Source organism: Wenzhouxiangella sp. AB-CW3, from assembly GCF_014725735.1.
Lineage (GTDB): Bacteria > Pseudomonadota > Gammaproteobacteria > Xanthomonadales > Wenzhouxiangellaceae > Wenzhouxiangella.
This window is the reverse complement of sequence record NZ_CP061368.1, coordinates 3,157,014-3,177,617: the sequence shown is the minus strand read 5'-3', so window position 1 is coordinate 3,177,617 and position 20,604 is coordinate 3,157,014. Positions and strand designations below refer to the sequence as shown.

General features: G+C 63.6%; 26 protein-coding genes and 1 pseudogene. 20 read left to right on the top strand and 7 right to left on the bottom strand.

Annotated features, from left to right (window positions below; genetic code table 11):
- Window position 1 precedes the first annotated feature (1 nt).
- From ilvG to ilvA, 8 genes are all read left to right on the top strand, one after another.
- On the top strand, window positions 2-1,711 hold the full coding sequence (gene ilvG / locus IC757_RS13730; protein WP_317976531.1) for an acetolactate synthase 2 catalytic subunit: 1,710 nt from the start codon (window positions 2-4) through the stop codon (window positions 1,709-1,711).
- Window positions 1,708-2,037 carry an ACT domain-containing protein gene (locus IC757_RS13725; RefSeq protein ID WP_190974857.1) on the top strand — a complete coding sequence of 110 codons (330 nt, stop codon included), beginning with the start codon at window positions 1,708-1,710 and terminating at the stop codon, window positions 2,035-2,037. Before ilvG ends, IC757_RS13725 begins: the two co-directional genes overlap by 4 nt.
- A gap of 79 nt (window positions 2,038-2,116) precedes the next feature.
- Window positions 2,117-3,709, top strand: coding sequence for a 2-isopropylmalate synthase (locus tag IC757_RS13720; RefSeq protein ID WP_190974856.1), 1,593 nt, complete (start codon window positions 2,117-2,119; stop codon window positions 3,707-3,709).
- A gap of 33 nt (window positions 3,710-3,742) precedes the next feature.
- Window positions 3,743-4,717, top strand: a complete 975-nt coding sequence (locus IC757_RS13715) for a branched-chain amino acid transaminase (protein ID WP_190974855.1) — start codon at window positions 3,743-3,745, stop codon at window positions 4,715-4,717.
- On the top strand, window positions 4,698-6,149 hold the full coding sequence (leuC, locus tag IC757_RS13710; protein WP_190974854.1) for a 3-isopropylmalate dehydratase large subunit: 1,452 nt from the start codon (window positions 4,698-4,700) through the stop codon (window positions 6,147-6,149). The genes IC757_RS13715 and leuC overlap by 20 nt, the downstream gene beginning before the upstream one ends.
- Window positions 6,146-6,730, top strand: a complete 585-nt coding sequence (gene leuD, locus IC757_RS13705; RefSeq protein ID WP_190974853.1) for a 3-isopropylmalate dehydratase small subunit — start codon at window positions 6,146-6,148, stop codon at window positions 6,728-6,730. Before leuC ends, leuD begins: the two co-directional genes overlap by 4 nt.
- Complete coding sequence (gene leuB / locus IC757_RS13700) at window positions 6,730-7,869, top strand: 3-isopropylmalate dehydrogenase (RefSeq protein ID WP_190974852.1); 1,140 nt, start codon at window positions 6,730-6,732, stop codon at window positions 7,867-7,869. Before leuD ends, leuB begins: the two co-directional genes overlap by 1 nt.
- A 17-nt stretch (window positions 7,870-7,886) precedes the next feature.
- On the top strand, window positions 7,887-9,440 hold the full coding sequence (gene ilvA, locus IC757_RS13695; protein WP_190974851.1) for a threonine ammonia-lyase, biosynthetic: 1,554 nt from the start codon (window positions 7,887-7,889) through the stop codon (window positions 9,438-9,440).
- A 22-nt stretch (window positions 9,441-9,462) separates the two neighbouring features.
- On the opposite strand, the gene IC757_RS13690 is transcribed toward ilvA, so the two are convergent.
- Complete coding sequence (locus IC757_RS13690) at window positions 9,463-9,729, bottom strand: ribbon-helix-helix domain-containing protein (protein WP_190974850.1); 267 nt, start codon at window positions 9,727-9,729, stop codon at window positions 9,463-9,465.
- Window positions 9,730-9,753: 24 nt separating this feature from the next.
- Between IC757_RS13690 and IC757_RS17005 the strand changes: the two genes are divergently transcribed.
- The 10 genes from IC757_RS17005 (at window position 9,754) to IC757_RS13640 (ending at window position 16,329) form a co-directional block, all read left to right on the top strand.
- Window positions 9,754-9,900: a putative quorum-sensing-regulated virulence factor gene (locus IC757_RS17005; protein ID WP_190977043.1), complete on the top strand. Its 147-nt coding sequence runs from the start codon at window positions 9,754-9,756 to the stop codon at window positions 9,898-9,900.
- Window positions 9,901-10,398: 498 nt separating this feature from the next.
- Entirely contained in the window at window positions 10,399-10,650 is a 252-nt protein-coding gene (locus IC757_RS13680; protein WP_190974849.1) for a type II toxin-antitoxin system Phd/YefM family antitoxin, read from the top strand.
- Window positions 10,640-11,053 (top strand): putative toxin-antitoxin system toxin component, PIN family, encoded by a 414-nt coding sequence (locus IC757_RS13675; protein ID WP_190974848.1) that lies wholly within the window; start codon window positions 10,640-10,642, stop codon window positions 11,051-11,053. The genes IC757_RS13680 and IC757_RS13675 overlap by 11 nt, the downstream gene beginning before the upstream one ends.
- A 179-nt stretch (window positions 11,054-11,232) precedes the next feature.
- Window positions 11,233-11,946, top strand: a complete 714-nt coding sequence (locus IC757_RS13670; protein ID WP_190974847.1) for a Crp/Fnr family transcriptional regulator — start codon at window positions 11,233-11,235, stop codon at window positions 11,944-11,946.
- 349 nt (window positions 11,947-12,295) lie between these two features.
- Window positions 12,296-13,003 (top strand): Crp/Fnr family transcriptional regulator, encoded by a 708-nt coding sequence (locus IC757_RS13665; protein ID WP_190974846.1) that lies wholly within the window; start codon window positions 12,296-12,298, stop codon window positions 13,001-13,003.
- Window positions 13,004-13,215: 212 nt separating this feature from the next.
- A complete protein-coding gene (locus IC757_RS13660) occupies window positions 13,216-13,581 on the top strand; it encodes a DUF4398 domain-containing protein (protein WP_190974845.1) in 366 nt (121 codons plus the stop codon).
- A gap of 65 nt (window positions 13,582-13,646) precedes the next feature.
- Window positions 13,647-14,609 (top strand): OmpA family protein, encoded by a 963-nt coding sequence (locus tag IC757_RS13655; RefSeq protein WP_223846143.1) that lies wholly within the window; start codon window positions 13,647-13,649, stop codon window positions 14,607-14,609.
- Window positions 14,610-14,704: 95 nt separating this feature from the next.
- Window positions 14,705-15,031, top strand: coding sequence for a PA2779 family protein (locus IC757_RS13650; protein WP_190974844.1), 327 nt, complete (start codon window positions 14,705-14,707; stop codon window positions 15,029-15,031).
- Window positions 15,031-15,984, top strand: a complete 954-nt coding sequence (locus IC757_RS13645; protein ID WP_190974843.1) for a PA2778 family cysteine peptidase — start codon at window positions 15,031-15,033, stop codon at window positions 15,982-15,984. The genes IC757_RS13650 and IC757_RS13645 overlap by 1 nt, the downstream gene beginning before the upstream one ends.
- A gap of 156 nt (window positions 15,985-16,140) precedes the next feature.
- Window positions 16,141-16,329 (top strand): Thivi_2564 family membrane protein, encoded by a 189-nt coding sequence (locus IC757_RS13640; protein WP_190974842.1) that lies wholly within the window; start codon window positions 16,141-16,143, stop codon window positions 16,327-16,329.
- Between the two features lie 116 nt (window positions 16,330-16,445).
- Here IC757_RS13640 and IC757_RS16890 read toward each other — a convergent pair whose 3' ends face one another.
- Both IC757_RS16890 and IC757_RS17000 read right to left on the bottom strand, forming a co-directional pair.
- Window positions 16,446-16,733, bottom strand: coding sequence for a prealbumin-like fold domain-containing protein (locus tag IC757_RS16890; protein ID WP_263405599.1), 288 nt, complete (start codon window positions 16,731-16,733; stop codon window positions 16,446-16,448).
- A 132-nt stretch (window positions 16,734-16,865) separates the two neighbouring features.
- Window positions 16,866-17,405 (bottom strand): annotated as a pseudogene (locus IC757_RS17000) (ice-binding family protein); the annotation flags it as partial.
- 1,001 nt (window positions 17,406-18,406) lie between these two features.
- On the opposite strand from IC757_RS17000, the gene IC757_RS13630 reads away from it, so the two are divergent.
- Window positions 18,407-18,610, top strand: coding sequence for a hypothetical protein (locus IC757_RS13630; protein ID WP_190977081.1), 204 nt, complete (start codon window positions 18,407-18,409; stop codon window positions 18,608-18,610).
- On the opposite strand, the gene IC757_RS16995 is transcribed toward IC757_RS13630, so the two are convergent.
- Genes IC757_RS16995 through IC757_RS13610 form a run of 4 tightly spaced genes read right to left on the bottom strand, consistent with a single transcriptional unit; the run spans window position 18,541 to window position 19,878 of the window.
- Window positions 18,541-18,690 carry a lmo0937 family membrane protein gene (locus IC757_RS16995; RefSeq protein WP_190974840.1) on the bottom strand — a complete coding sequence of 50 codons (150 nt, stop codon included), beginning with the start codon at window positions 18,688-18,690 and terminating at the stop codon, window positions 18,541-18,543. The two genes, IC757_RS13630 and IC757_RS16995, sit on opposite strands and share 70 nt — an antisense overlap.
- Window positions 18,691-18,749: 59 nt before the next feature.
- A complete protein-coding gene (locus IC757_RS13620; RefSeq protein WP_190974839.1) occupies window positions 18,750-19,160 on the bottom strand; it encodes a hypothetical protein in 411 nt (136 codons plus the stop codon).
- Window positions 19,157-19,603, bottom strand: a complete 447-nt coding sequence (locus tag IC757_RS13615; protein ID WP_190974838.1) for a phage holin family protein — start codon at window positions 19,601-19,603, stop codon at window positions 19,157-19,159. Before IC757_RS13615 ends, IC757_RS13620 begins: the two co-directional genes overlap by 4 nt.
- Before the next feature lie 14 nt (window positions 19,604-19,617).
- Window positions 19,618-19,878 (bottom strand): DUF883 C-terminal domain-containing protein, encoded by a 261-nt coding sequence (locus tag IC757_RS13610; RefSeq protein WP_190974837.1) that lies wholly within the window; start codon window positions 19,876-19,878, stop codon window positions 19,618-19,620.
- 192 nt (window positions 19,879-20,070) lie between these two features.
- Here IC757_RS13610 and IC757_RS13605 point away from each other — a divergent pair, with 192 nt between their 5' ends.
- Window positions 20,071-20,550 carry a hypothetical protein gene (locus IC757_RS13605; RefSeq protein WP_190974836.1) on the top strand — a complete coding sequence of 160 codons (480 nt, stop codon included), beginning with the start codon at window positions 20,071-20,073 and terminating at the stop codon, window positions 20,548-20,550.
- Window positions 20,551-20,604: the final 54 nt, after the last annotated feature.

The following is a 20,604-nucleotide window of genomic DNA, read 5'->3' as shown; positions in this document are numbered from 1 at the left end:
AGTGAACCAGCCCATGGCCCAGGAACAACCGGAAACAAGCACCATCAGCGGCGCGAAGCTTTTGGTGCGCTGCCTGCGCGAGCTGGGCGTCGATACCGTGTTCGGTTACCCCGGCGGCGCCATCATGCCCATCTACGATGCGCTGCCGGACTCCGGCATCCGTCACATTCTCACCCGCCACGAGCAGGGCGCGGCGCTGGCCGCCGACGGCTATGCCCGCGTCACGCGCCGTGCCGGCGTGTGCATGGCCACCTCCGGTCCGGGTGCCACCAACCTGGTCACCGGGCTGGCCAACAGCATGCTCGATTCAGTCCCGGTGGTGGCGATTACCGGCCAGGTGGCCACGCCGATGATGGGCACCGATGCCTTCCAGGAAGTCGACGTGTTCGGCATCACCCTGCCCGTGGTCAAGCACAGCTACATCATCCGCGACACCGCCGATCTCCCCGAAGTGCTGGCCGAGGCCTTCTTCCTGGCCACCGAAGGCCGGCCCGGCCCGGTGCTGATCGACGTGCCCAAGGACATCACCGTCAACCCGATCAACGCTGGCGTGTCGATGCCCAGGTTCCGCAGCACCTCTAAAGCGGTGCCGGCGGCCGTGGCCGACGCCGCCCGGGCCATGGCCGAGGCCCAGCAACCGTTGTTCTATCTCGGCGGCGGCATCGAGATCGCCGCTGCCGAGGAACAGGTCCGGTCACTGGTCACCCGCAGCGGCTTTCCGGCGGTCAGCACGCTCAAGGGCCTGGGCGCCATTCCCACCGACGATCCGCAATTCCTGGGCATGCTGGGCATGCACGGCTCGGCCGCGGCCAACCTGGCCGTGCAGGAAGCCGATCTGCTGATCGTGGTCGGCGCGCGCTTTGACGACCGCGCCACCGGCAAACTCGACGAGTTCGCCCCCAACGCCCGTGTGATCCATATCGATGCCGACGCGGCCGAAATCGGCAAGCTGCGCCATGCCGACATCGCACTGCCCGGTGACCTGGCCGCCAACCTGGCCGCTCTCACCCAGCGCATCGAATCCAAAGCCGGGCCCTGGCTGAAGGGCTGGATGGAAAGTTGCCAGGAGCTGCGACAACGACATGCCTGGCCCTACGATGCGCCCGGCGAGTTCATCTACGCCCCGGCGCTGCTCAAGACCCTGAGCGAACGCGCCGGCGATCGTGCCACCATCGCTTGCGATGTCGGCCAGCACCAGATGTGGGTGGCCCAGCATTGCCGCTTCACCCGCCCGCGCAGTCACCTGACCTCCGGCGGGCTGGGCACCATGGGCTACGGTCTGCCCGCCGGCATGGGCGCGAAGCTGGCCCGGCCCGACGATCTGGTCGTGGTGGTCTCGGGCGACGGCTCGATCATGATGAACATCCAGGAGCTGGCCACGCTGAAACGCTACGCCATCGATGTGCGCATCGTGCTGCTCGACAACAGCTCGCTGGGCATGGTGCGCCAGTGGCAGGAGCTGTTCTTCGACGGCAACTACTCCGAGATCGACTTGAGCGACAACCCCGACTTCGCCGCCCTGGCCCGTGTCTTCGGGCTCAAGGCGCGCAGCATCGAAACCCGTGATCAAGTGGACGAGGCGCTGACCTGGCTGCTCGAAGAGCCCGGCCCCTCGCTGCTGCACGTTCGTATCGACCCCAAGGCCAACGTCTGGCCCCTGGTTCCCCCCGGCAAAAGCAACGCCACCATGATGGAAGGAGAGCAACGATGAGTGTTCATTTCGAAATCCGCCTGAAACCCGCCGAAGGCGCACTGCTGCGCACCCTCGGCCTGATCCAGCGCCGCGGTTTCGCGATCACCGAGCTCGCGCTGCGCGAGGCCGGCGAGGGGCAGCTCCTGCGTCTGGCGGTCAATGGTCCGGGTCGCTGCCCAGCCGTGCTGGCCCGGCAGGTCCAACGCCTGCGCGACGTCGCCTCGATCGAGCGGGTCGAGCACGAACCCTGGCAGGCCACCGTGGCCGATTGCGCCCGCGCCCTGGCCAGCCTGGTGCCCTCCGGCGACCTCCAGCGCCTGGCGACTTCCGAAGCGCGTGGTTAGGGATGAAAAGATTCACCACAGAGACGCAGAGGGGTGTGCCTCTGTGGTGCATTGAGAACTTTCAACAAGGCACTGAATCATGATTGACGACAACGAACGGGTAGTGATCTTTGACACCACCTTGCGCGACGGCGAACAGTCGCCCGGCTGCAGCATGACCGTGGCGCAGAAGCTGCGCATGGCCCGCAGCTTGGCGGCCATGGGCGTGGATGTGATTGAGGCCGGCTTTGCCGCCGCCTCGCCGCACGACTACGATGCCGTGCGCGAGATCGCCGGCTCCGTCGAGGGCCCGACCATCTGCTCGCTGGCGCGCTGCAACAGCCACGACATTCCGCAGGCCGCGCGCGCGCTGGCGCCGGCCGCGCGCCGCCGGCTGCACGTGTTCATCGCCACCAGTCCGATTCACCGCGAACACAAACTCGGCATGAGTCGAGCCGAAGTGCTTGAACGCGCCGTGGCCGGGGTGCGCCTGGCACGCGAGTTCTGCCGCGACGTGGAATTCTCGGCCGAGGACGCCATCCGCACCGAGCCCGATTTCCTGGTCGAGGTCATGAGCGCGGTGATCGAGGCCGGCGCGACCACCGTCAACGTACCCGACACGGTCGGCTACACCACGCCCGATGAAATGGGCCGAATCATCACTCACCTCAGGCAGCATGTAACCGGCATCGAGAACGTGGTCATCTCGGCGCATTGTCACGACGATCTGGGCATGGCCGTGGCCAACTCGCTGGCCGCCGTCGCCGCCGGCGCGCGCCAGGTCGAATGCACCGTCAACGGTATCGGCGAGCGCGCCGGCAACTGCGCGCTGGAAGAAGTCGTCATGGCACTCAAGACCCGGGCCGACCGGTTCGGCGTCGACACCGGTGTCGATACCCGTCGCCTGTACCCGGCCTCGCGCCAGCTCGCGGCCATCATTGGCGGCTTCGTGCCGGCCAACAAGGCGATTGTCGGCGACAACGCCTTCGCCCACGAGGCCGGCATCCACCAGCACGGCATGCTGGCCAACCGCGAAACCTACGAAATCATGCGCCCGGAAGATGTCGGCATCAGTCGCTCCACCCTGGTGTTGGGCAAGCATTCCGGCCGCCATGCCCTGGCCGAGCGCGTGCGCGAGCTCGGCTTCGAGCTCAACGACACCGAGCTGGAAAAGCTGTTTACCCGTTTCAAGGATCTGGCCGATCGCAAGCGCCAGGTTTTCGATGCCGATATTGAAGCCCTGGTGGCCGGGCAGCCCGGCGCGCATGGCGGCCCGTGGCGGCTCGTCAGCCTGCAGACCACCAGCAGCCTGGGCGAGGGGCAACTGCCCAGTGCCGCCGTGGCCCTGCAGGGCGCCGACGGCCAGCTCGTGCGCGAGGCGGCCACCGGCGACGGCCCGGTCGATGCCGCGCTCAAGGCCATGGCCCGGGCCACCGGCATCGATTTCGAGCTGACCTCGATGCGCGTGCGTTCGGTCAGCGAGGGCGAGGACGCCCAGGGCGAGGCCTCGCTGCAGGCCCGTATTGCCGACGAGCAGTGGGCCGGGCGCGGCGTGGATACCGACATCGTCGCCGCCTGCGCCCAGGCCTTCATCGAAATTCTCAACCGCGCCAGTCGCAGTCCGGCTTCGGCCGAACACGTGACCGTCGCCCGACCCGACACCCAGCCGGCCCGCGCGGCCGCCGCTCCCTGACCCGATCCCGGCACTTCAAGGAACCGACATTACATGGCCATTCAAGCATCGAAATATATCTGGAAAAACGGCGAGCTGCTGCCCTGGCAGGAAGCCACGGTGCACGTGCTCAGCCACGCCATCCACTACGGCTCGAGCGTCTTCGAGGGCATCCGCGTCTATGCCACGCCCGAGGGGCCGGCCGCGTTCCGACTGCAGGAACACATCGACCGCCTGTTCGACTCGGCCCGCATCCATCGCGTGCCCATGCCGTTCGACCGCGATGCGCTGCTCAAAGCCTGCGAGCAGGTGGTGGTGGAGAACGGCCTGGACTCGGCCTACCTGCGCCCCATCGTGTTTCGCGGCTACGGCGGCCTGGGCGTGGTGCCGGGTGAAGATGTCGAAACCGAGGTGGTGGTCGCGGCCGTGTCCTGGGGGCGCTACCTGGGCGAGGAAGCCATGGAACACGGCGTCGATGTGGCCGTGACCTCCTGGCAGCGCCCGGCGCCCAACACCGTGCCGACCCTGGCCAAGGCCGGGGGCAACTATATTTCCGGGTCGCTGATCAGCTCCGAGGCCAAACGGCACGGCTACGGCGAGGGCATCGCGCTGTCCCACGACGGCCTGGTCAGCGAAGGAGCCGGCGAGAACCTGTTTCTGGTGCGCAACGGCGTGCTCTACACCCCGCCGGTGGCCGCGTCCATTCTGGGCGGCATCACCCGCGACACGGTCATGCATATGGCCGCCGAGCTCGATATCGAAGTGCGCGAGCTGGCCATGCCGCGCGAGATGCTTTACCTGGCCGACGAGGCGTTTTTCACCGGCACCGCCGCCGAGATCACGCCGATCCGCTCCATCGACGGCATCACCGTGCGCGCCGGTGGCCGCGGCCCCATCACCCGGCAGTTCCAGGACCGCTTTTTCGGCCTGTTCGACGGTTCCACCGCGGACCGCCACGGCTGGCTGACCCATTTTTCCCGCCCGATGAATGAAGATCAGGAGATACCCCATGTCGCGAACGCTGTTTGACAAGCTGTGGGATGCCCACGTTGTCCGCCCCGAAACCGAAGATGCCCCGGCGCTGATCTATATCGATCTTCACCTCATCCACGAGGTCACCAGCCCGCAGGCGTTCGCCGAACTTGCCGCGCGTGGCCTCAAGGTGCGCCGTCCCGATCGCACCGTCGCCACGATGGATCATTCCACCCCGACCTGGCCGGCCGACCTGCAGGGCCAGCGTCGCTACGGCAGCGAACAGGCCTGGGAGCAGGTCCAGACCCTGCTGGAAAACTGCGACCGTCACGGCATCACCGTGCACGACTGGGACAGCCCCAACCGCGGCATCGTCCACGTCATGGGCCCGGAACTGGGGCTGAGCCGCCCGGGCATGACCATCGTCTGCGGTGATTCGCACACTTCCACCCACGGCGCCTTCGGCGCACTGGCCTTCGGCATCGGCACCAGCGAGGTCGGCCACGTGCTCGCCACCCAGTGCCTGCTGCAGCGCAAGCCCAAAACCATGCGCATCACCGTCGACGGCCGTCTCGGCACCGGCGTGAGCGCCAAGGACCTGGTACTGCACGTCATCGGCCAGGTCGGCGTCGATGCCGGCACCGGGCATGTCATCGAGTTCGCCGGCAGCGCCATCCGCGCACTCGACATGGAAGGCCGCATGACCGTGTGCAACATGGCCATCGAGGCCGGTGCCCGCGCCGGTCTGATCGCACCCGACCAGACCACCGTCGACTGGCTGCGCGGCCGAGCACATTGCCCGCAGGGCGAGGATTTCGAACGCGCTGCTGACGCATGGCTGCAACTGCAAAGCGACAGCGACGCCCGCTTCGACAAGGAATTCCACTTCGACGCCGACGAGATCCAACCGACCATCACCTACGGCACCCATCCGGGCATGGTCGTGGGCATTGCCCAGCCGGTGCCGGCCACCACCAATCCAGCCAACCAGCGGGCGATGGAGTACATGCAGGTCACCCCCGGCAAGCCGCTGATCGGTCGCAAGGTCGATGTCGTATTCGTCGGTTCGTGCACCAACGCCCGGCTGGGCGACCTGCGCGCCGCCGCCGAGATCATGCGCGGCCGGCGCGTGGCCGAGGGTGTGCGCATGCTGGTCGTGCCCGGATCCGAACAGGTGCGCAAGGCCGCCGAGGCCGAAGGTCTGGATGATGTCTTTCTCGCCGCCGGCGCCGAATGGCGCGAGCCGGGTTGTTCGATGTGTATTGCCATGAACGGCGACCAGGTCGCGCCGGGCCAGACCGCGGTCAGCACGTCCAACCGCAACTTCGAGGGCCGGCAGGGCCCGGGCAGCCGTACCTTCCTGGCCAGCCCGGCCACCGCCGCGGCCTGCGCGGTCAAAGGCTGCATCACCGACCCGCGCCATATCGACGCTGCGCCGGAAGTCCGCATCCACTTTCCCTCGCCCCGCCACATGGAGGCCCGCCAATGACGCCGCTCAAGCACCTGCAATCGACCACCGTCGTACTCACCGAGCGCAACATCGACACCGACCAGATTGTGCCCGCGCGCTTTCTGACCACCACCAACCGCCTCGGGCTGGGCCAGGCCGCCTTTGCCGACTGGCGCTATGACAAGGATGGCAGCATGCGCAGCGACTGCCCGCTCAATGCCCCCGATGTCGCGCACAGCGAGATCCTGGTTGCCGGCGAGAACTTCGGCTGCGGTTCCTCGCGCGAGCATGCCGTCTGGGCCTTGTCGCAGTTCGGTTTTCGGGTGGTGATCAGCTCGCGCATTGCCGATATCTTCCGCGCCAATGCGCTCAGAAATGGCCTGCTGGCCATCGAGGTGGATGCCGACACCCACGCCTGGCTGCTGGCCCATCCCGGGGCTGAAGTCACCGTGGATGTCGACCGGACCCGCTTGCACCTGCCCGATGGGCACGAGATTGAATTCGGTCTCGATCCCTTCGCCCGAACCTGCCTGATGGAAGGAGTGGATGCGCTCGGTTATCTGCTGGCGCAGGAGCGGGCCATAGCCTGGTTCGAGGAAAAGTCGAGGGAGGCAGCCTGATGCGCGCAACCATCACCCTGCTGCCCGGCGACGGCATCGGCCCGGAGATCACGACCGAGGCCGAGACGCTGCTGAATGAACTGGCTGAACAGCACGGCCACGACTTCGAACTGCATCGCCGCCCGATCGGCGGTGCGGCCATCGATGCGCTCGGTGTACCGCTGCCATCCAATACCCTGGCCGCCTGCCACCAGTCCGATGCCGTGCTGCTCGGCGCGGTCGGCGGCCCGAAATGGGATGATCCGGAAGCCCGCATCCGTCCCGAGCAGGGTCTCCTGCAACTGCGCCAGGAACTGGGCCTGTATGCCAACCTGCGCCCGGTCAAGCCGCACCCGGCGCTGTTCGATGCCAGCCCCTTGCGTTCCGAGCGGCTGGAAAACGTCGACCTGGTGGTGGTACGTGAACTCACCGGTGGCCTGTATTTCGGCCGCAAGGTGGAGTTCAGGGACATGGCCGAGGACGTGTGCCGCTACGAGCGTGGCGAGATCGAGCGGGTGGTGCGCCGGGCAGCGGCGCTTGCCCGCACGCGTCGTGGTCGCCTGACCCTGGTCGACAAGGCCAATGTGCTGGCCACTTCCCGGCTGTGGCGCAGTGTTACCCGTGAGCTGGTCCGGCGCGAGTTTCCCGATATCGAGCTGGAGATCATCCTGGTCGATGCCGCCGCCATGCACCTGCTCTCGCGCCCGGCCGATTTCGATGTCATCGTCACCGAGAACCTGTTCGGCGACATCCTCACCGACGAGGCCGCCATGCTGGCCGGCTCCATGGGCCTGCTGCCGTCGGCTTCGCTGGGTGACAAGGCACCGGGACTCTACGAGCCCATCCACGGCTCGGCCCCGGACCTGGCTGGCTGCGATCGCGCCAACCCCTTCGCCATGTTCCTGTCGGTGGCCATGATGCTCGAGCAGTCGCTGGGGCTCATCGACGAGGCGCGCCAGGTCGAGGCAGCCGTGCACGCCTGCATCGATGCCGGTCAGACCACGCCCGACCTGGGCGGTAGCCTGGGCACGCGCGCCGCCGGCGCGGCCGTTCGCCAACGGCTTGCCGAGTCTCACCAATCGGCAAGCACCGAGGCGGCAGTTCGTCAGCCCGATCCGGCACCACACACCTCCGCGCTCGCGACCGCGCGCGCCTCGTAGGCCGGGTAGACAAGACCATGCAGGCACTGGAACTATTGCAACGCATCGTCGCCGCCCCGGTCCAGGCTGTGGCCCGGGAAACCCCGGTGGAACAGGCCGCCCTGCTGTCGCAGGACACCGGAAGAGCGATCTGGCTCAAGCGCGAGGACCTGCAGCCGGTATTCTCCTTCAAGCTGCGCGGTGCCTATGCACGCATGGCGCGCATGAGCCAAACCGAGCGCGAGCGCGGCGTGGTCGCCGCCAGCGCCGGCAACCATGCCCAGGGCGTGGCCGTGGCCGCGAAAAAGCTGGGCGTTCGAGCCTGCGTGGTCATGCCCCAGACCACCCCGGCCATCAAGGTCGATGCCGTGCGCCGGCTGGGCGCGGAAGTCATCCTGCACGGCGACGGTTTCGATGCCGCCCAGGCCAAAGCCCATGTGCTGTGCAACGAGTCCGGCGCGGTTTTCATCCACCCCTTCGACGACCTTGATGTTATTGCCGGGCAGGGCAGTGTGGCCACCGAGCTTTTGCGCCAGATGCCGGTTGCCCCCGATGCCGTGTTCGTGCCGGTCGGTGGCGGCGGCCTGCTTGCCGGCGTGGCCGCGGCCATCAAGACGCTGTCGCCGGCCACCCGCGTTATCGGCGTGGAGCCCAAAGGCGCGGCCAGTTTCGCTGCCGCGCTCCAGGCCGGAGAGCCGGTCGATATCGGCCCGGTCAACCTGTTCGCCGACGGCGTGGCCGTGCGCAAGGTCGGGCGCCATTGCTTCGATATCGCCGCCGACCTGGTCGATGAGATGATCGCGGTCAGCGTCGACGAGATCTGCGCGGCCGTACACGACATCTTTCTCGACACCCGTGCGGTCATCGAGCCGGCCGGCGCCCTGGCCGTGGCCGGCATCCGTCGCTACCTGGCCGAAGGCGGCGCGGGTGAGCATCTGGTCGCCATCAACTCCGGCGCCAATATCGGGCTGGAACGCATGGCCCATGTCATCGAACGCGCCCAGATCGGCCTGGGCCGCGAAGTGCTGTTTGCCGCCACCATCCCCGAACGACCGGGCAGCTTTCTCAAGTTCTGCCGCGCGCTGGGCGAGCCCGAACTGACCGAATTCAACTACCGCTTTTCTTCATTGAAGGAAGCCCACGTGTTCGTGGGCCTGAGAATGAACGCCGGGCCCGAACAACGCAGCCGCCTGTTCCAGCGCCTGCAAACCGCCGGCTTCGATATCCTCGATCTGACCGACAACGAACTGGCCCGCGACCACCTGCGCCACATGGTCGGCGGCCACCGCCCCGCCACCGGCCGCGAAGTCCTCTATCGTTTTCGCTTCCCCGAACGCCCCGGCGCGCTTGAAGAATTCCTCACCCACCTCAAGGGCCGCTGGTCCATCAGCCTCTTCCACTACCGAAACCATGGTGCGGCCTACGGCCGCGTCCTCGCCGGCTTCCTCGTCCCCGAAACCGACCAGCCCGAGTTCGAGCAATTCCTGCAGGCCACGAGCTATCCGTATCAACCGGTCGATGACCCGGCTTGTGAGTTGTTTGTGGGGGAGGCCGCGCGTCGACACTCGCGCTCGACAGCCACACTTCCCTGAACCGCGCTCCGCGCAGAGTTGTTTAGACGCTCCCTAGCTTGCGCGCCAGCTCCTGGTCTTCGAGGTTGCCGGCCAGTTGCAGCGCCTTGTCGAGATCGATGCCGCGGGCCGGGCGGCCCAGGGCAACGGGCTTAAGCTGGTATGGCCGACAGGCGGGGGGTGTGGCGGTTTGCTCCAGACCGGTGCGCAGTGCCTCGCTGACCACCTCCTTGAACGGGCGGCCGGTCTCAGCGGCGCGTTGCTTGAGTAGCCGGGCCAGTTCGTCGTCGATGGTCAGAGTCGTTCGCATAAAAACATCGTAGCATCATAGAATCTGGCATCAACGCATCTTTTTCAGTGCCGGGACAGAAAACGCGGCGAGGATTTTCCCGACGGCAAGCTCGGCCGGCAACTGGCCTTGGTCTACGAAGTCAAGCTTAACGGGTTGGAAGGCATGCTGCGCCAAGTGATACCGTGGTGAAAACACACCATATCCTTGGTCTGACTGCACTGGCGCTGACCGCATTCGCCGCCAATTCCATCCTGGCACGCCTGGCGCTGACCGAAACGGCGATCGACCGGTCACATCACCGCCATGCTCGGAATCCTGCTTCTCGTCGCGCCCGTCACCCTGCGCCTAGCCTTAGTTCGGCCTGTCCATTCTCGGCGGCATCGCGCTGGTGACGATGAAACGATCAGGAAGATCCACCCGAGCATGACAATCTGCCTTGGTGTGTGTCCGCGCCGGGGTTCGGGTGCAGGGGATTGGAATGACCCGGTGCGGTAGGCTCAACGCTGTCTGGGGATCTCTCGCGACTGAGTAGACCCGCTGTCCGTCCAATTGCATCCTGAGTGGACGCGCATTTGTATCCCGAGGTCAGGGGGAAGTTGTTCGATCAAAGGTCATCCACCATTGAATCAGCTTGCCCAAATAATTATTCATAGCTAAAATAGCTAATCTAGCTGATGGAGCGACGTGATGAAGGTCTTTACTGCACTGGAAGCCAAGAATCGATTCGGGAAGGTGATTGATGCCGCGCAGCGCGAGCCGGTGACGGTGACCCGTCAGGGACGCCCAAGCGTGGTCATCGTTTCGGCCGAGGAGTACGAGCGGCGCCAGAGTCGCGCATGGCGCAATCTTCTGGCCGTGATGGAACAGACCGGCCGCTATGCCGCCGAGCAGGGATTGACGGAGGAGGCGCTCGACCAGTTGCTGGCCGATGAAAGCTGATCGGGTGGTGGTCGACACCAATGTGTTGATCAGCGCACTATTGCTGCCTGACAGCAAGCCCGGTGAAGTGATGAGAGGTCTGTCCACTTCAGGGGCAACACTACTGCTTTCCCGAGTGACATTCCTGGAGCTGGCAACCCGGCTGGCTCGCCCCAAGTTTGATCGATACCGAACCGCCGAGCAGATGAACCGCTACCTGGATTGGCTGGCCGATCTGGCCGAATGGGTCAAGCCTTCGATTCGGATTGCCGATTGCCCCGACCCCGATGACAATCGTTTCCTCGAAGTGTTGATTGACGGCGGCGGTGATCTGTTGATCACAGGAGACAAGGATCTGCTCGTACTGAGTCCTTACGAAGGCAGGCCGATCATTACACCGGCGGCTTTTCTGTCCAGGCGCTGACAGTCAACGAATTCCATGCCTGTCCCGCAACGAATTCCATGCCTGTCCCGAACTTGTCGGTCATGCTGACCACACTCATGACAATGACAAACGACGTGCGTGCAGCCATGCCAGGCTGTATGCTACCGTCGTGCTGACTTCACGATTCTGCTTGGCCAGCATGCCGCAGAGAGGTGGCCATGAAGACCGGACCGGAGCGAAACGACCTGCTCGCGCTGTTACCGACAGGGGCAAAAGAGCGTGTATTTCCGATGTTGCGCGAGATCGAGCTGCCACTTGGCAAGGGGATCTATGCCGCCGGCCAGGAGGTGGAGTACGTTTACTTCCCGGTCGACTGCATCATTTCCTTGCTCTACGTCATGCTCGACGGTCACTCCGCCGAGATCTCGGTGGTGGGCCGAGAGGGTATCGTCGGCATCGCGGTTTTCATGGGCGGCGACAGCACGCCCAGCCGAGCGATCGTCCAGAGTGCCGGCACCGCATACCGGCTGCCTGCCGCCAGGCTCAAGCACGAGTTCAACAACGATCAGGCCATGCGCATGCTGCTGCTGCGCTACACCCAGGCTCTGATCACCCAGATGGCCCAGACTGCCGTTTGCAACCGGCACCACACCATCGACCAGCAACTTTGCCGCTGGCTGCTGTTGTCCCTGGATCGACTCCCGACCAACGAACTGACCATGACCCAGGAACTGATCGCCAACATGCTGGGCGTGCGCCGGGAAGGCGTCACCGAAGCGGCCGGCAAGCTGCAGAAGCTGGGCGTCATCGAATACCAGCGCGGTCGTATCACCGTACTCAACCGCCCGAAGCTGGAAGAACTTGCGTGCGAATGCTACGCCGTGGTCAAGGTAGAAACCGAACGCCTGGCCGCTTACGCGAAGCATCTTTAGCGACGCCTGATCGACCTCGTACCTCAGACGAAAGCGAGAAACTCCGACAACCACGGTGGGTACCGGAATCCAGTGGGAGGATTCGCTGAAGGCTTCGCCACCGCGTCGAGCTGAAGCGAATCCTCCCGCTGGAGGTCGACTCGGAGGCCAAGGCAGTCTGTAGCGATACACGACACCGACCTGGCCCTGCCAAAGCCACCTGCCAGTCCGATCGGCACCAGATGGTCTAAACGTGCCCCGGCGAACAGACAGGCCCCGGCCTCTTCAGTGAGCATGCCCACTGCAGGATCGCTGCAACACCGGCCAATGCTGGCTGATGACGGCTTCTTGCCCCGGGAACCCCAAGCCCATGGCCATTCAAACCTCTGCCACCAATAGACTGATCGATCAACTGCCCGCTGCCGCCGCCCAATCGCTGCTGGCCACCTGTGAGCTGACCGATCTCGAATTCGATCAGGTGATCGCCGAAGCCGGCGCGCCGATCGAAAGGGTGCTGTTTCCGACCACGGCCATCATCTCGGTCACCGCCCGGGTCGACGACCACAACCCCCTGGAGATGGGCATGATCGGTTTTGAAGGTATGCTGGGCGCAACCCTGGCCCTGGGCATGAAGCGTCATCCCATGCCGGCCATCGTCCAGGGCAGCGGACTTGCCCTGGAGATCCCCGCAGCCGCGTTCCGGCGCCAGCTCACCGCCACGCCGGCCCTCGAGCGCCTCGTCCATGGCTATCTGTTCGTGCTCGTCGAACAACTGTCCCAGACCGCTGCCTGCAACGCCTTCCATGAAGTCGCCGCGCGCCTGGCCCGCTGGCTGTTGATGATGGAGGACCGCGCCCGCGGCCAACCCCTGGTGCTGACCCACCTGTTCCTGTCGGACATGCTGGGCGTGCGCCGAAGTGCGGTGACCATCGCGGCCGGCCGCCTGCAGGCACAGCAGTTGATCCGCTACACCCGCGGTCATATCCAGGTGCTGTCGCGACCCGGCCTGGAAGCGGTCGCCTGCCAATGCTATCCGGCCGGCCTTGCCGCCTATGCGCGCCAGTTCGGCATCGATTGAAGTCATCCATGACCCGGGCTCAGTGCGCTGGCGTACCGACGGCGCTACACCTCAAGGCGCAGGCTCAAAGTCCTGCCGTAGCAGAGCTTTCCCGATTCGTCGGGAACGATCTGACCAGGAGCCCGCGGCGCTGAGCATCAGTGCCACGCGACACACATTTCCACTGGAGCATGAAAATGCCACGTTCAAACGGAGCAAGCCTGAAACGAATCTTGAAGTCAGCCGCGGTCCCGGCTGTTTCCCTGCTGTTGCTCGGCGCCTGCGCTTCCACGCCCCAGCCGCCCACAGAATCCCTTTCCGATGCGCGCCAGGCGATTGCCAACGCCGAACAGTCAGATGCGCGCCAGTACGCAAGCGCCGAACTTGACGAAGCACGCAGTCAGTTGTCCCTGGCCGAGCGCTCAGTCGGCCAGGAACGCATGACCGAGGCGGATCGTTTTGCCAGGCAATCGCGGATCGCGGCCGAGCTGGCCATTGCGAGAACCGGTTCTGCCAAGGCAGCCGAGATCAACCACGAAATACAGCGCAGCACCGAAGCGCTGCTTGAAGAAATGCGCCGAACTGGAGACAGGCAATGACACTCATTATGACAACCGTGAAACACAGAAACTGGAACCGGGGCATGCGGATGGCCGCATTGGCAATGGCAACGCTACTGGTGGCGGCATGCGCCACCACGCCGTCAGCCCCGCCGGGCGCCATGGAAGCGCGAGAAAAACTGAGCGCGCTTCAGAGCGATCCGAATCTGGCACCGCATGCGCGTGTCGAGATCCGGGAAGCCGAAGAGGCCGTGCGAATCGCGGAGCAGTCGCTGACCGGCTCATCGGATTCCGCCCTGGCTGCTCACCGGGTGTACCTGGCCGACCACAAGGTGGAAATCGCCAGGGCCAGGGCAACAACCCGATACGCGGAAAGCCAGCGCAAGGCGCTTGGCGAAGAACGCGAGCGGGCGCGCCTTGCGGCTCGAACGAGAGAAGCGGACCGGGCACACGCCGACGCCAGGCATGCTCGCGGTGAGGCCGACAGAGCCCAGACCGATGCGCAACGTGCCCGTTCCGAAGCGGGCCGCGCTCAGGCCGATGCACAGCTCGCCCGTGAGGAAGCGGAAATGGCAAGACGCGCCGCTGAAGCTGCACGCAGGGCTGAATCCGAATCCGAAGCAGCCGCTGCGCGGCGGGCCGCCGAGATGCAGCGCCAGATCGAAATCCTGGAGGCCGAGATCACCAGTCGCGGACTGGTGCTGACCCTGGGTGATGTGCTGTTTGCCACGGCCAGCACGGAGCTGCAGGCCGGCGCCCACGTCAATCTCGACAAGCTGGTCAACTTTCTCAATCAATACCCGGAACGGCGCGTCCATATTGAAGGCCACACCGACAATATCGGCGCGATTGAGTACAACCGCGACCTTTCGCAACGCCGTGCGGACTCAGTAAGACATTTCCTGACTCAACAGGGCATCGCATCGGGACGGATCACCACGGCCGGAATGGGTATGGATCGACCGGTGGCATCCAATACATCGGCGACCGGTCGCCAGATGAACCGTCGGGTGGAGATCATCATCGAGAACCCGTCCGGCTCGCAGGCTTCAGCCGGTTCAGATTGAATCGCCCCTGACCAACGGGAAGGCCCAACAGGGCTTTCCCACATTAGAGATATCAACCAAGGAGCACCGAAATGATCAAATCACTATCAATAGCAATGAATGCATTAGTCGCCCTGGCCATGGTCTCCTTGATCATGCCGGCACAGGCTCAGCTTGTATCCACCGGAGATGCGCTGGCGCTGGATGCCGGCAACATGGAAACCCGAGTCGAGGCGTATCTCTTGCGCGATGACGTGGCTGCCGAACTAGCCAGCCTCGGCGTAACCCATGAAATGGCGATGGCGCGGGTGGGCAACATGAGCGCCGAAGAGCTTGCTCTTGTCGCCGGAGAGATCGACGACATGCCGGCCGGCGCAGGCGTAATTTACGTGCTCGGCGTCATCTTTCTGGTTCTCATCGTTCTTCACGTCATGAGGCGCTGATGCCGGAAGTACGCAACAATGGCGCGGCCTTCCTGGCCGCGCTTTTTTTTCTCCTGGCCACCGGTTGTGCCACCTTCGACACGAAGATTCCGGACTCATGGGCGCCGCACATCGAATTGAGCGAGACACCGTTTTACCCGCAACTGGCGCATCACTGTGGCCCGGCGGCGCTGATCACGGTACTCGAGGCGTCAGGCGCCACACCGGCCTATGACGAAGTCGCCGACCGGGTTTATGTACCGGGCCTGGAGGGCAGCCTGCAGGTCGAGATGATGGCTGCGGCCAGAAGCTTCGAACGCATTCCCTTCCGGCTACCGGGCGAACTCGAACCCGTGCTTGCCGAGGTCGAGGCCGGGCGGCCGGTGCTGATCCTCCAGAACCTGGGACTGCGCAAGGTGCCGACATGGCACTACGCTGTCGTCATTGGCTACCACCGCGAACGCGCCGAAATCCTGATGCGCTCTGGCACCGATCCGCTGCAGGCCACGCCGACCCGACGCTGGATGCGCGAGTGGGACTGGGCCTCGCGCTGGGCCATCGTGGTACTCGAGCCCGGCGAACTCCCGGCCAACCCGCATCTTCCGGCCGTGCTGCGCGCGCTGGCCGACTTCGACGATCACGCACCGGCCGAGCCACGCCTGCGGGCATGGCGGGCCGTGGCCGAACAGTGGCCCAACGAGTCGCTGGCCTGGATGGGCATGGGTAACGCCCGCTACGAACTCGGCGCCCTCGAAGACGCCGCCACCGATTTTGAACGGGCACTTGAGAGCAGGCCCGACAACTTGCCGGCGCGCCTGAACCTGGCCCAGGTCTTGCTGGAACTCGATCGCCCCTGCCAGGGCTTGAGAATCGTCGAGAACGAGCCGATGGCGTTCGATCACCCGTTGTTTGAACTCCACGCCAATCTGGCACTACGACTCGAACTGGCCTGTCTTGCCGGCGCCGGCACTTGACTGCATGTTTTCCCTGGCCTGTGGGGGGAGTTTCCGATCAAGGAGCCTCTCAACAGTCGCGTCGGAATTCCTGGACGTGTGTGTGCCAGAGCACCGACGCGCATGTCCCCGAATTCTATATTGGCGTTGTCTCCAACTCTCTTGAGGAATCTCTGAATGTCCCTTATTAATCTCATCATTACCCTGGTCGTCGTTGGCGTCCTGTTGTGGCTGATCAACAGCTTTATTCCGATGCAGTCCACGATCAAGAAGATCCTGAATGTGGTCGTCATTATTGTCGTCATCATCTGGCTGCTATCCGCGTTCGGCGTGATCGGCCCGATATCGGGAATTCGCATCGGATAGCCGGTCGCCCGCAGCAAGACGGCTCGTACTCCATTAAAAAAATCCTGGTCGCGTGAGCAACCAGGGTTTTGTTTGGAGAGACTCTCGAGCAGAGACTCTCCCGGGTATTGCAACTGCTACCTTCGAGTCAGATCGGTACGCCGCAGAAAGACTGCCGCCATCAGCATCATCATCAGGATAATCAGCACAACCCCGCCCTGTGAAAAGATCGGCACAGGCAGCGCTGCTGCCCGCTGCGAATTGTTGAATGTGCAGGTCACGCTTTCACCGGCTTCAAGTTCGATGGCGCTGACCGGCGAGCCGTCGTCGCAGGTGGCGCTGTCGAGCCGCCAGCCATTCGGTACCGTTTCGCTGACCGCGTAGGTGCCGGGCGGCAGCGTTTCGACGATGAACTCGCCGTGCATCAGGCTGAAGTTGCCGAGATCGCCGGTGAAGTCGAACGACTGACCCGTGCCGGGTGGGTCGGCCTGCTTGAGGATGGTGATCGTGCCATCAGTAGCACCAATCTCCGTGTTGATAAACACACAGGTCACGGTTTCGCCGGCCTCGAGCACAAAGTTTGCCGTTGCCGTTCCGATATCGCCGGTGCTGTCGGCATCGTTGCAGATGATGTCGGTCAGCTCCCAACCGGCCGGAACCGATTCAGTCGAACTGTAATTGCCCGGTGCCAGGTTGTCGACAACGATTTGTTCGCCGTCGGTCAAATCGCCGGCGGCATCACCGGTAAAGGTGAAGCTTTGCAGGCTGCCCGGCGGGTTGGTTCGCTTTTCGACGATGATGGTGCCGGGGCATTGATCAGGAACGGCAATCAAATTGTTGTCAGTGGTGACGGTCGAACCAAATGCCAGCGCCCTGCCTTCCAGTGAGGCCGAGTCCCCCAATGTAATGTTGAGACCGGCGGCTGTGCCACGAAACACGGTGCCGACAAAAGCGGCATTGGCGCCAATGGTCGTGCCGCCTTCAGGCGCCCAGAAGACATTGTCCGAACAGGCGCCATCAGCGGTAATGACACTGGAATTGGCGCCCGGATCCAGCGCGCCGCCGGGTCTGAAGATGTACACACCCTCGCCGCTTAGCGTGAGCGTCGCGCCTGTGGTTTAGCTCATGGCTCCGGTACTCGAGTAGCAGCCGGGCGGGAATTCCCCGGGCGGGTTGGCGCCGATACTGATCGTGTCCAGCGCTACGGCAGCACCGATCGAAGTACATGGTTGTGCGACCAGATCGGCCCGGGCGGCATCCTGATCGATTCCGGTCTGTGCCGCGCATGGCGTCTGTACAGACCCGTTAACTACGGGAGCAACGACAGGCCCGGTCGTGAAACAGACATCGCCATCGACAACCGTCCCGGGCGTGGTATTGGTGAAGGTTTCGGATACGATCGCGAATGGGCTGGTGGTTCCAAGGTCCGGGGCAGTCTGGGACAACGCCGGGGCAGCCAGCAATAGCAGCGCTACACCTGCAATTCCCACGATCTTGAAGAATGTCCGCCGGCGCAATGCCCCTGCGTCTCGAGCAATGGGCACGCCGCACCTGGTAAAAACGGGCCGGAGACTGTTCATCACGGAAAATCCTCGCTAAGTTTCTCAAATCGCCAAACAGACGAACATTCAGGCTAACTGCCAGGCCCGCCAATACTCTGTGCGCTACCGAACATACATCTGCATTGGTGCGCTTCAGGCTGGTTTGCTTGATCAGGACCGATTCAGGGTGGAGGGCATAGACGTGATTTGCGTTCTCCATGTGAAATTGGTGCGGCTGCGGTATGCGTTGTTTGCTGCCGAACAGACACTCAATCCGGGAAGTGTCATATTGCTTTCCCAAGCGACCGAAAGTTGGTCACCCGGCCTTCTTATGCGGGAATGGGACCGACTTGGTCAGACCGGTTCGCTCCATTGCCAAGAGGATTCCAAGGATGACTACATACACCACGAATGGCCACAGGCATTCGACAAGGGAGATCGAGCCCGAGATTATTCTGGGGATCGCGAGGAATCAGGTCGCGCAATCCACGCGAGCGCGGTGGCAGTTGCGAACGCTACCGGAGAGGTTCCGCTGTCTCGAAAGCGCAGATCCCAAGATGCAACTTCAGGCAGCACTCACGCAAATCGAGGACCTGCTGCAAAGGAACAGAAAACTTCTGGAAACCGTGCTTTTGCTCAGCCAGGCACTGGATGACACCTATTCGATCAATTCAGCCGAACACGGTGCGGTCTATCCGACCCGGCGTCCGCTGAGCAGCTGGAAAAGCACCATGATGACTGCGATTACGATCAGGAGGTGAATTAATCCACCCAACGTGGTTCCGGACACGAACCCCAGGAGCCATAGCACCGCAAGAATGGCAGCAATTGTAAATAGCATGATCTTTACTCCTTCAGTTCAGTAACCGGGTCAGGGATTGCCCGGCAATTCGACCTCATTCACAGCATGCGCCTGCGCCCGCGCTCTTCTGTTCGCTGTCGCACATCTTCGGTCGTTCCGAGGCCTGTTTTCATCCAGATAATTCTCAGACCCTCCGCGAATTTCAGCAGCAACACGACATTCGCCAGGGCGGTGGCTGGCGGGCGGCGCGGTGAGCTCGATACTTGCTGGCTGGCCGGACGAAGTCCCCGCGCCGGCCGGTATATCCACTCGGCAGCCACAAACCCTGCGCATCCGGCGATCCACAGCCCGCCGGGCGAGACGAGCGCGGAGCGCAGGCGGGATCGGAGTGATGCACTCAGCACCCCCGCGGTTCTCCTGTGCTCATCCAGGCGGTCGGTCGTCCGACTGATCTGGAGACCCAGTGATTGGCTGTCATTTCCGAACAGACTTTTGTATGTCGCTTTCACGGACAACGATCCGCAGGTGGATCCGAGTGCAATGCCGGTTCAAGCCGACTCATCGTGGCTGGAAACATCAGGGATCTGCTACGCCTGCGAATGGCGGCAACCAGCAGCATGGCAAGCAGGCAATGAACAGCGAACACCAGCACCAGGGCCGTACCGACCGTGACCAGCGAGTGCTGCACCAGCATGATGACCACCGCGCCAGCCAGCGCCAGCCAGGCAGTCAGCAACAGGTAGGCCACGATCACGCCCATGGCGATGATACTGACCAGACTTTCCCCCGCCTGTCTGGTTTCCAGAGCAGCAAGGAACAAGTGATCATGCACGATTGCACCCAACTCTCGCCCCAGCAGACCCGCTGCTTCCAGCAGCCCGGGCTCCTGCCCGGACGCTACGGAAGCAGTGCCTGTGCCGAGATCCGACTGATCATCAACATGACGGGACATGCAGACCAGCGCTCCTATCTTGCCCGCAGGAGGCGACTGAGGAGATAGCCACTCGCAAGCGCTATGCCGAGCGAGGTTGCCGGGTTCTCCTGTACAAACTCGCGCGCTGTCGCCAGCCACTTTTCTTGCGTTGCCTTCATTTCATGGCCCGTATCGGCCAGGCTGTCCGTTGCGCTGTTAGCTGTGTCGGCTGCCCAGTCGACAGCCCTGTGAGCGCCGGCCGCTGCGGCGTCGACGGTCTGATGCACTGCACGTTCATTAGTGTTCGTTTTCATGACTTTCGCTCCAAAGGGCCTACCGCGTGACCTGAATGTCAGCGGGCACTATCACCGAGGGTTGAATGTCTCGCCGTCAGGAAGTGTTCAGCATTGTGAACTTGACCGGCCTTCCCGTCTGTACGTTGCGCCACACTGATACGAACATGGCCTGGATAGGTTCGATAGCGAACAGACCCTGATGCGACATGAATGCAAGACTGGCCATCTGAGACAAATCAGTGGACGAAAGACACAATGAAGAGTCTAGTGATCTTGAAATGCCTGACCATCGCAGTGGCATTTCTGGCTATCGCCGGCTGTGCTGCAATCAAGGGTACCGCCGGGATCGCGGACAGCTCTAGAACCGGCACGATCCACGACGTAAAGTTCGAGGAGCGCATGACGCCGGTGATTCTGCGGGTGCGGCAAGGCGATGAAGTTCGCTGGGTCAATCGGCGCAGCACCGATGTGAAGCTGGAATTCCTCGACGGTGCGCTCGACGATGTGGTTTGTCAGTCCGGCTTTTCCAATCTGTTCCGGCGGCAGCAGGAGTCGGCCACGATCAAACCCAATGGCAGCGCCAGTCTCTGCTTCGGAAGAGTCGGCACGATCACATACAACGCCCGTATGGATTCTCCGGTAGCCGGTGGCCAGATGATTGAGTCGGGCACGATTCAAGTCACTCAATAGATCTGGACAACGACCAGAATCCAGAACAACGGGCATTCACCCCAACGTTGCATA

Bases quoted from the DNA above. Each gene is read 5' to 3' on its own strand.
- IC757_RS13690 (WP_190974850.1), bottom strand. From the start codon at position 9,729: ATGCGAACGACTCTGACCATCGACGACGAACTGGCCCGGCTACTCAAG.
- IC757_RS13680 (WP_190974849.1), top strand. From the start codon at position 10,399: ATGAAGGTCTTTACTGCACTGGAAGCCAAGAATCGATTCGGGAAGGTG.
- IC757_RS13715 (WP_190974855.1), top strand. From the start codon at position 3,743: ATGGCCATTCAAGCATCGAAATATATCTGGAAAAACGGCGAGCTGCTG.
- IC757_RS13645 (WP_190974843.1), top strand. From the start codon at position 15,031: ATGCCGGAAGTACGCAACAATGGCGCGGCCTTCCTGGCCGCGCTTTTT.
- IC757_RS16995 (WP_190974840.1), bottom strand. From the start codon at position 18,690: ATGCTATTTACAATTGCTGCCATTCTTGCGGTGCTATGGCTCCTGGGG.
- leuB (WP_190974852.1), top strand. From the start codon at position 6,730: ATGCGCGCAACCATCACCCTGCTGCCCGGCGACGGCATCGGCCCGGAG.
- IC757_RS13630 (WP_190977081.1), top strand. From the start codon at position 18,407: ATGCAACTTCAGGCAGCACTCACGCAAATCGAGGACCTGCTGCAAAGG.
- IC757_RS13610 (WP_190974837.1), bottom strand. From the start codon at position 19,878: ATGAAAACGAACACTAATGAACGTGCAGTGCATCAGACCGTCGACGCC.
- IC757_RS13665 (WP_190974846.1), top strand. From the start codon at position 12,296: ATGGCCATTCAAACCTCTGCCACCAATAGACTGATCGATCAACTGCCC.
- IC757_RS13670 (WP_190974847.1), top strand. From the start codon at position 11,233: ATGAAGACCGGACCGGAGCGAAACGACCTGCTCGCGCTGTTACCGACA.
- ilvA (WP_190974851.1), top strand. From the start codon at position 7,887: ATGCAGGCACTGGAACTATTGCAACGCATCGTCGCCGCCCCGGTCCAG.
- IC757_RS13725 (WP_190974857.1), top strand. From the start codon at position 1,708: ATGAGTGTTCATTTCGAAATCCGCCTGAAACCCGCCGAAGGCGCACTG.
- IC757_RS13640 (WP_190974842.1), top strand. From the start codon at position 16,141: ATGTCCCTTATTAATCTCATCATTACCCTGGTCGTCGTTGGCGTCCTG.
- leuD (WP_190974853.1), top strand. From the start codon at position 6,146: ATGACGCCGCTCAAGCACCTGCAATCGACCACCGTCGTACTCACCGAG.
- leuC (WP_190974854.1), top strand. From the start codon at position 4,698: ATGTCGCGAACGCTGTTTGACAAGCTGTGGGATGCCCACGTTGTCCGC.
- IC757_RS13655 (WP_223846143.1), top strand. From the start codon at position 13,647: ATGGCAACGCTACTGGTGGCGGCATGCGCCACCACGCCGTCAGCCCCG.
- IC757_RS13650 (WP_190974844.1), top strand. From the start codon at position 14,705: ATGAATGCATTAGTCGCCCTGGCCATGGTCTCCTTGATCATGCCGGCA.
- IC757_RS16890 (WP_263405599.1), bottom strand. From the start codon at position 16,733: ATGCACGGCGAGTTCATCGTCGAAACGCTGCCGCCCGGCACCTACGCG.
- IC757_RS13605 (WP_190974836.1), top strand. From the start codon at position 20,071: ATGCAAGACTGGCCATCTGAGACAAATCAGTGGACGAAAGACACAATG.
- IC757_RS13615 (WP_190974838.1), bottom strand. From the start codon at position 19,603: ATGTCCCGTCATGTTGATGATCAGTCGGATCTCGGCACAGGCACTGCT.
- IC757_RS13675 (WP_190974848.1), top strand. From the start codon at position 10,640: ATGAAAGCTGATCGGGTGGTGGTCGACACCAATGTGTTGATCAGCGCA.
- IC757_RS13720 (WP_190974856.1), top strand. From the start codon at position 2,117: ATGATTGACGACAACGAACGGGTAGTGATCTTTGACACCACCTTGCGC.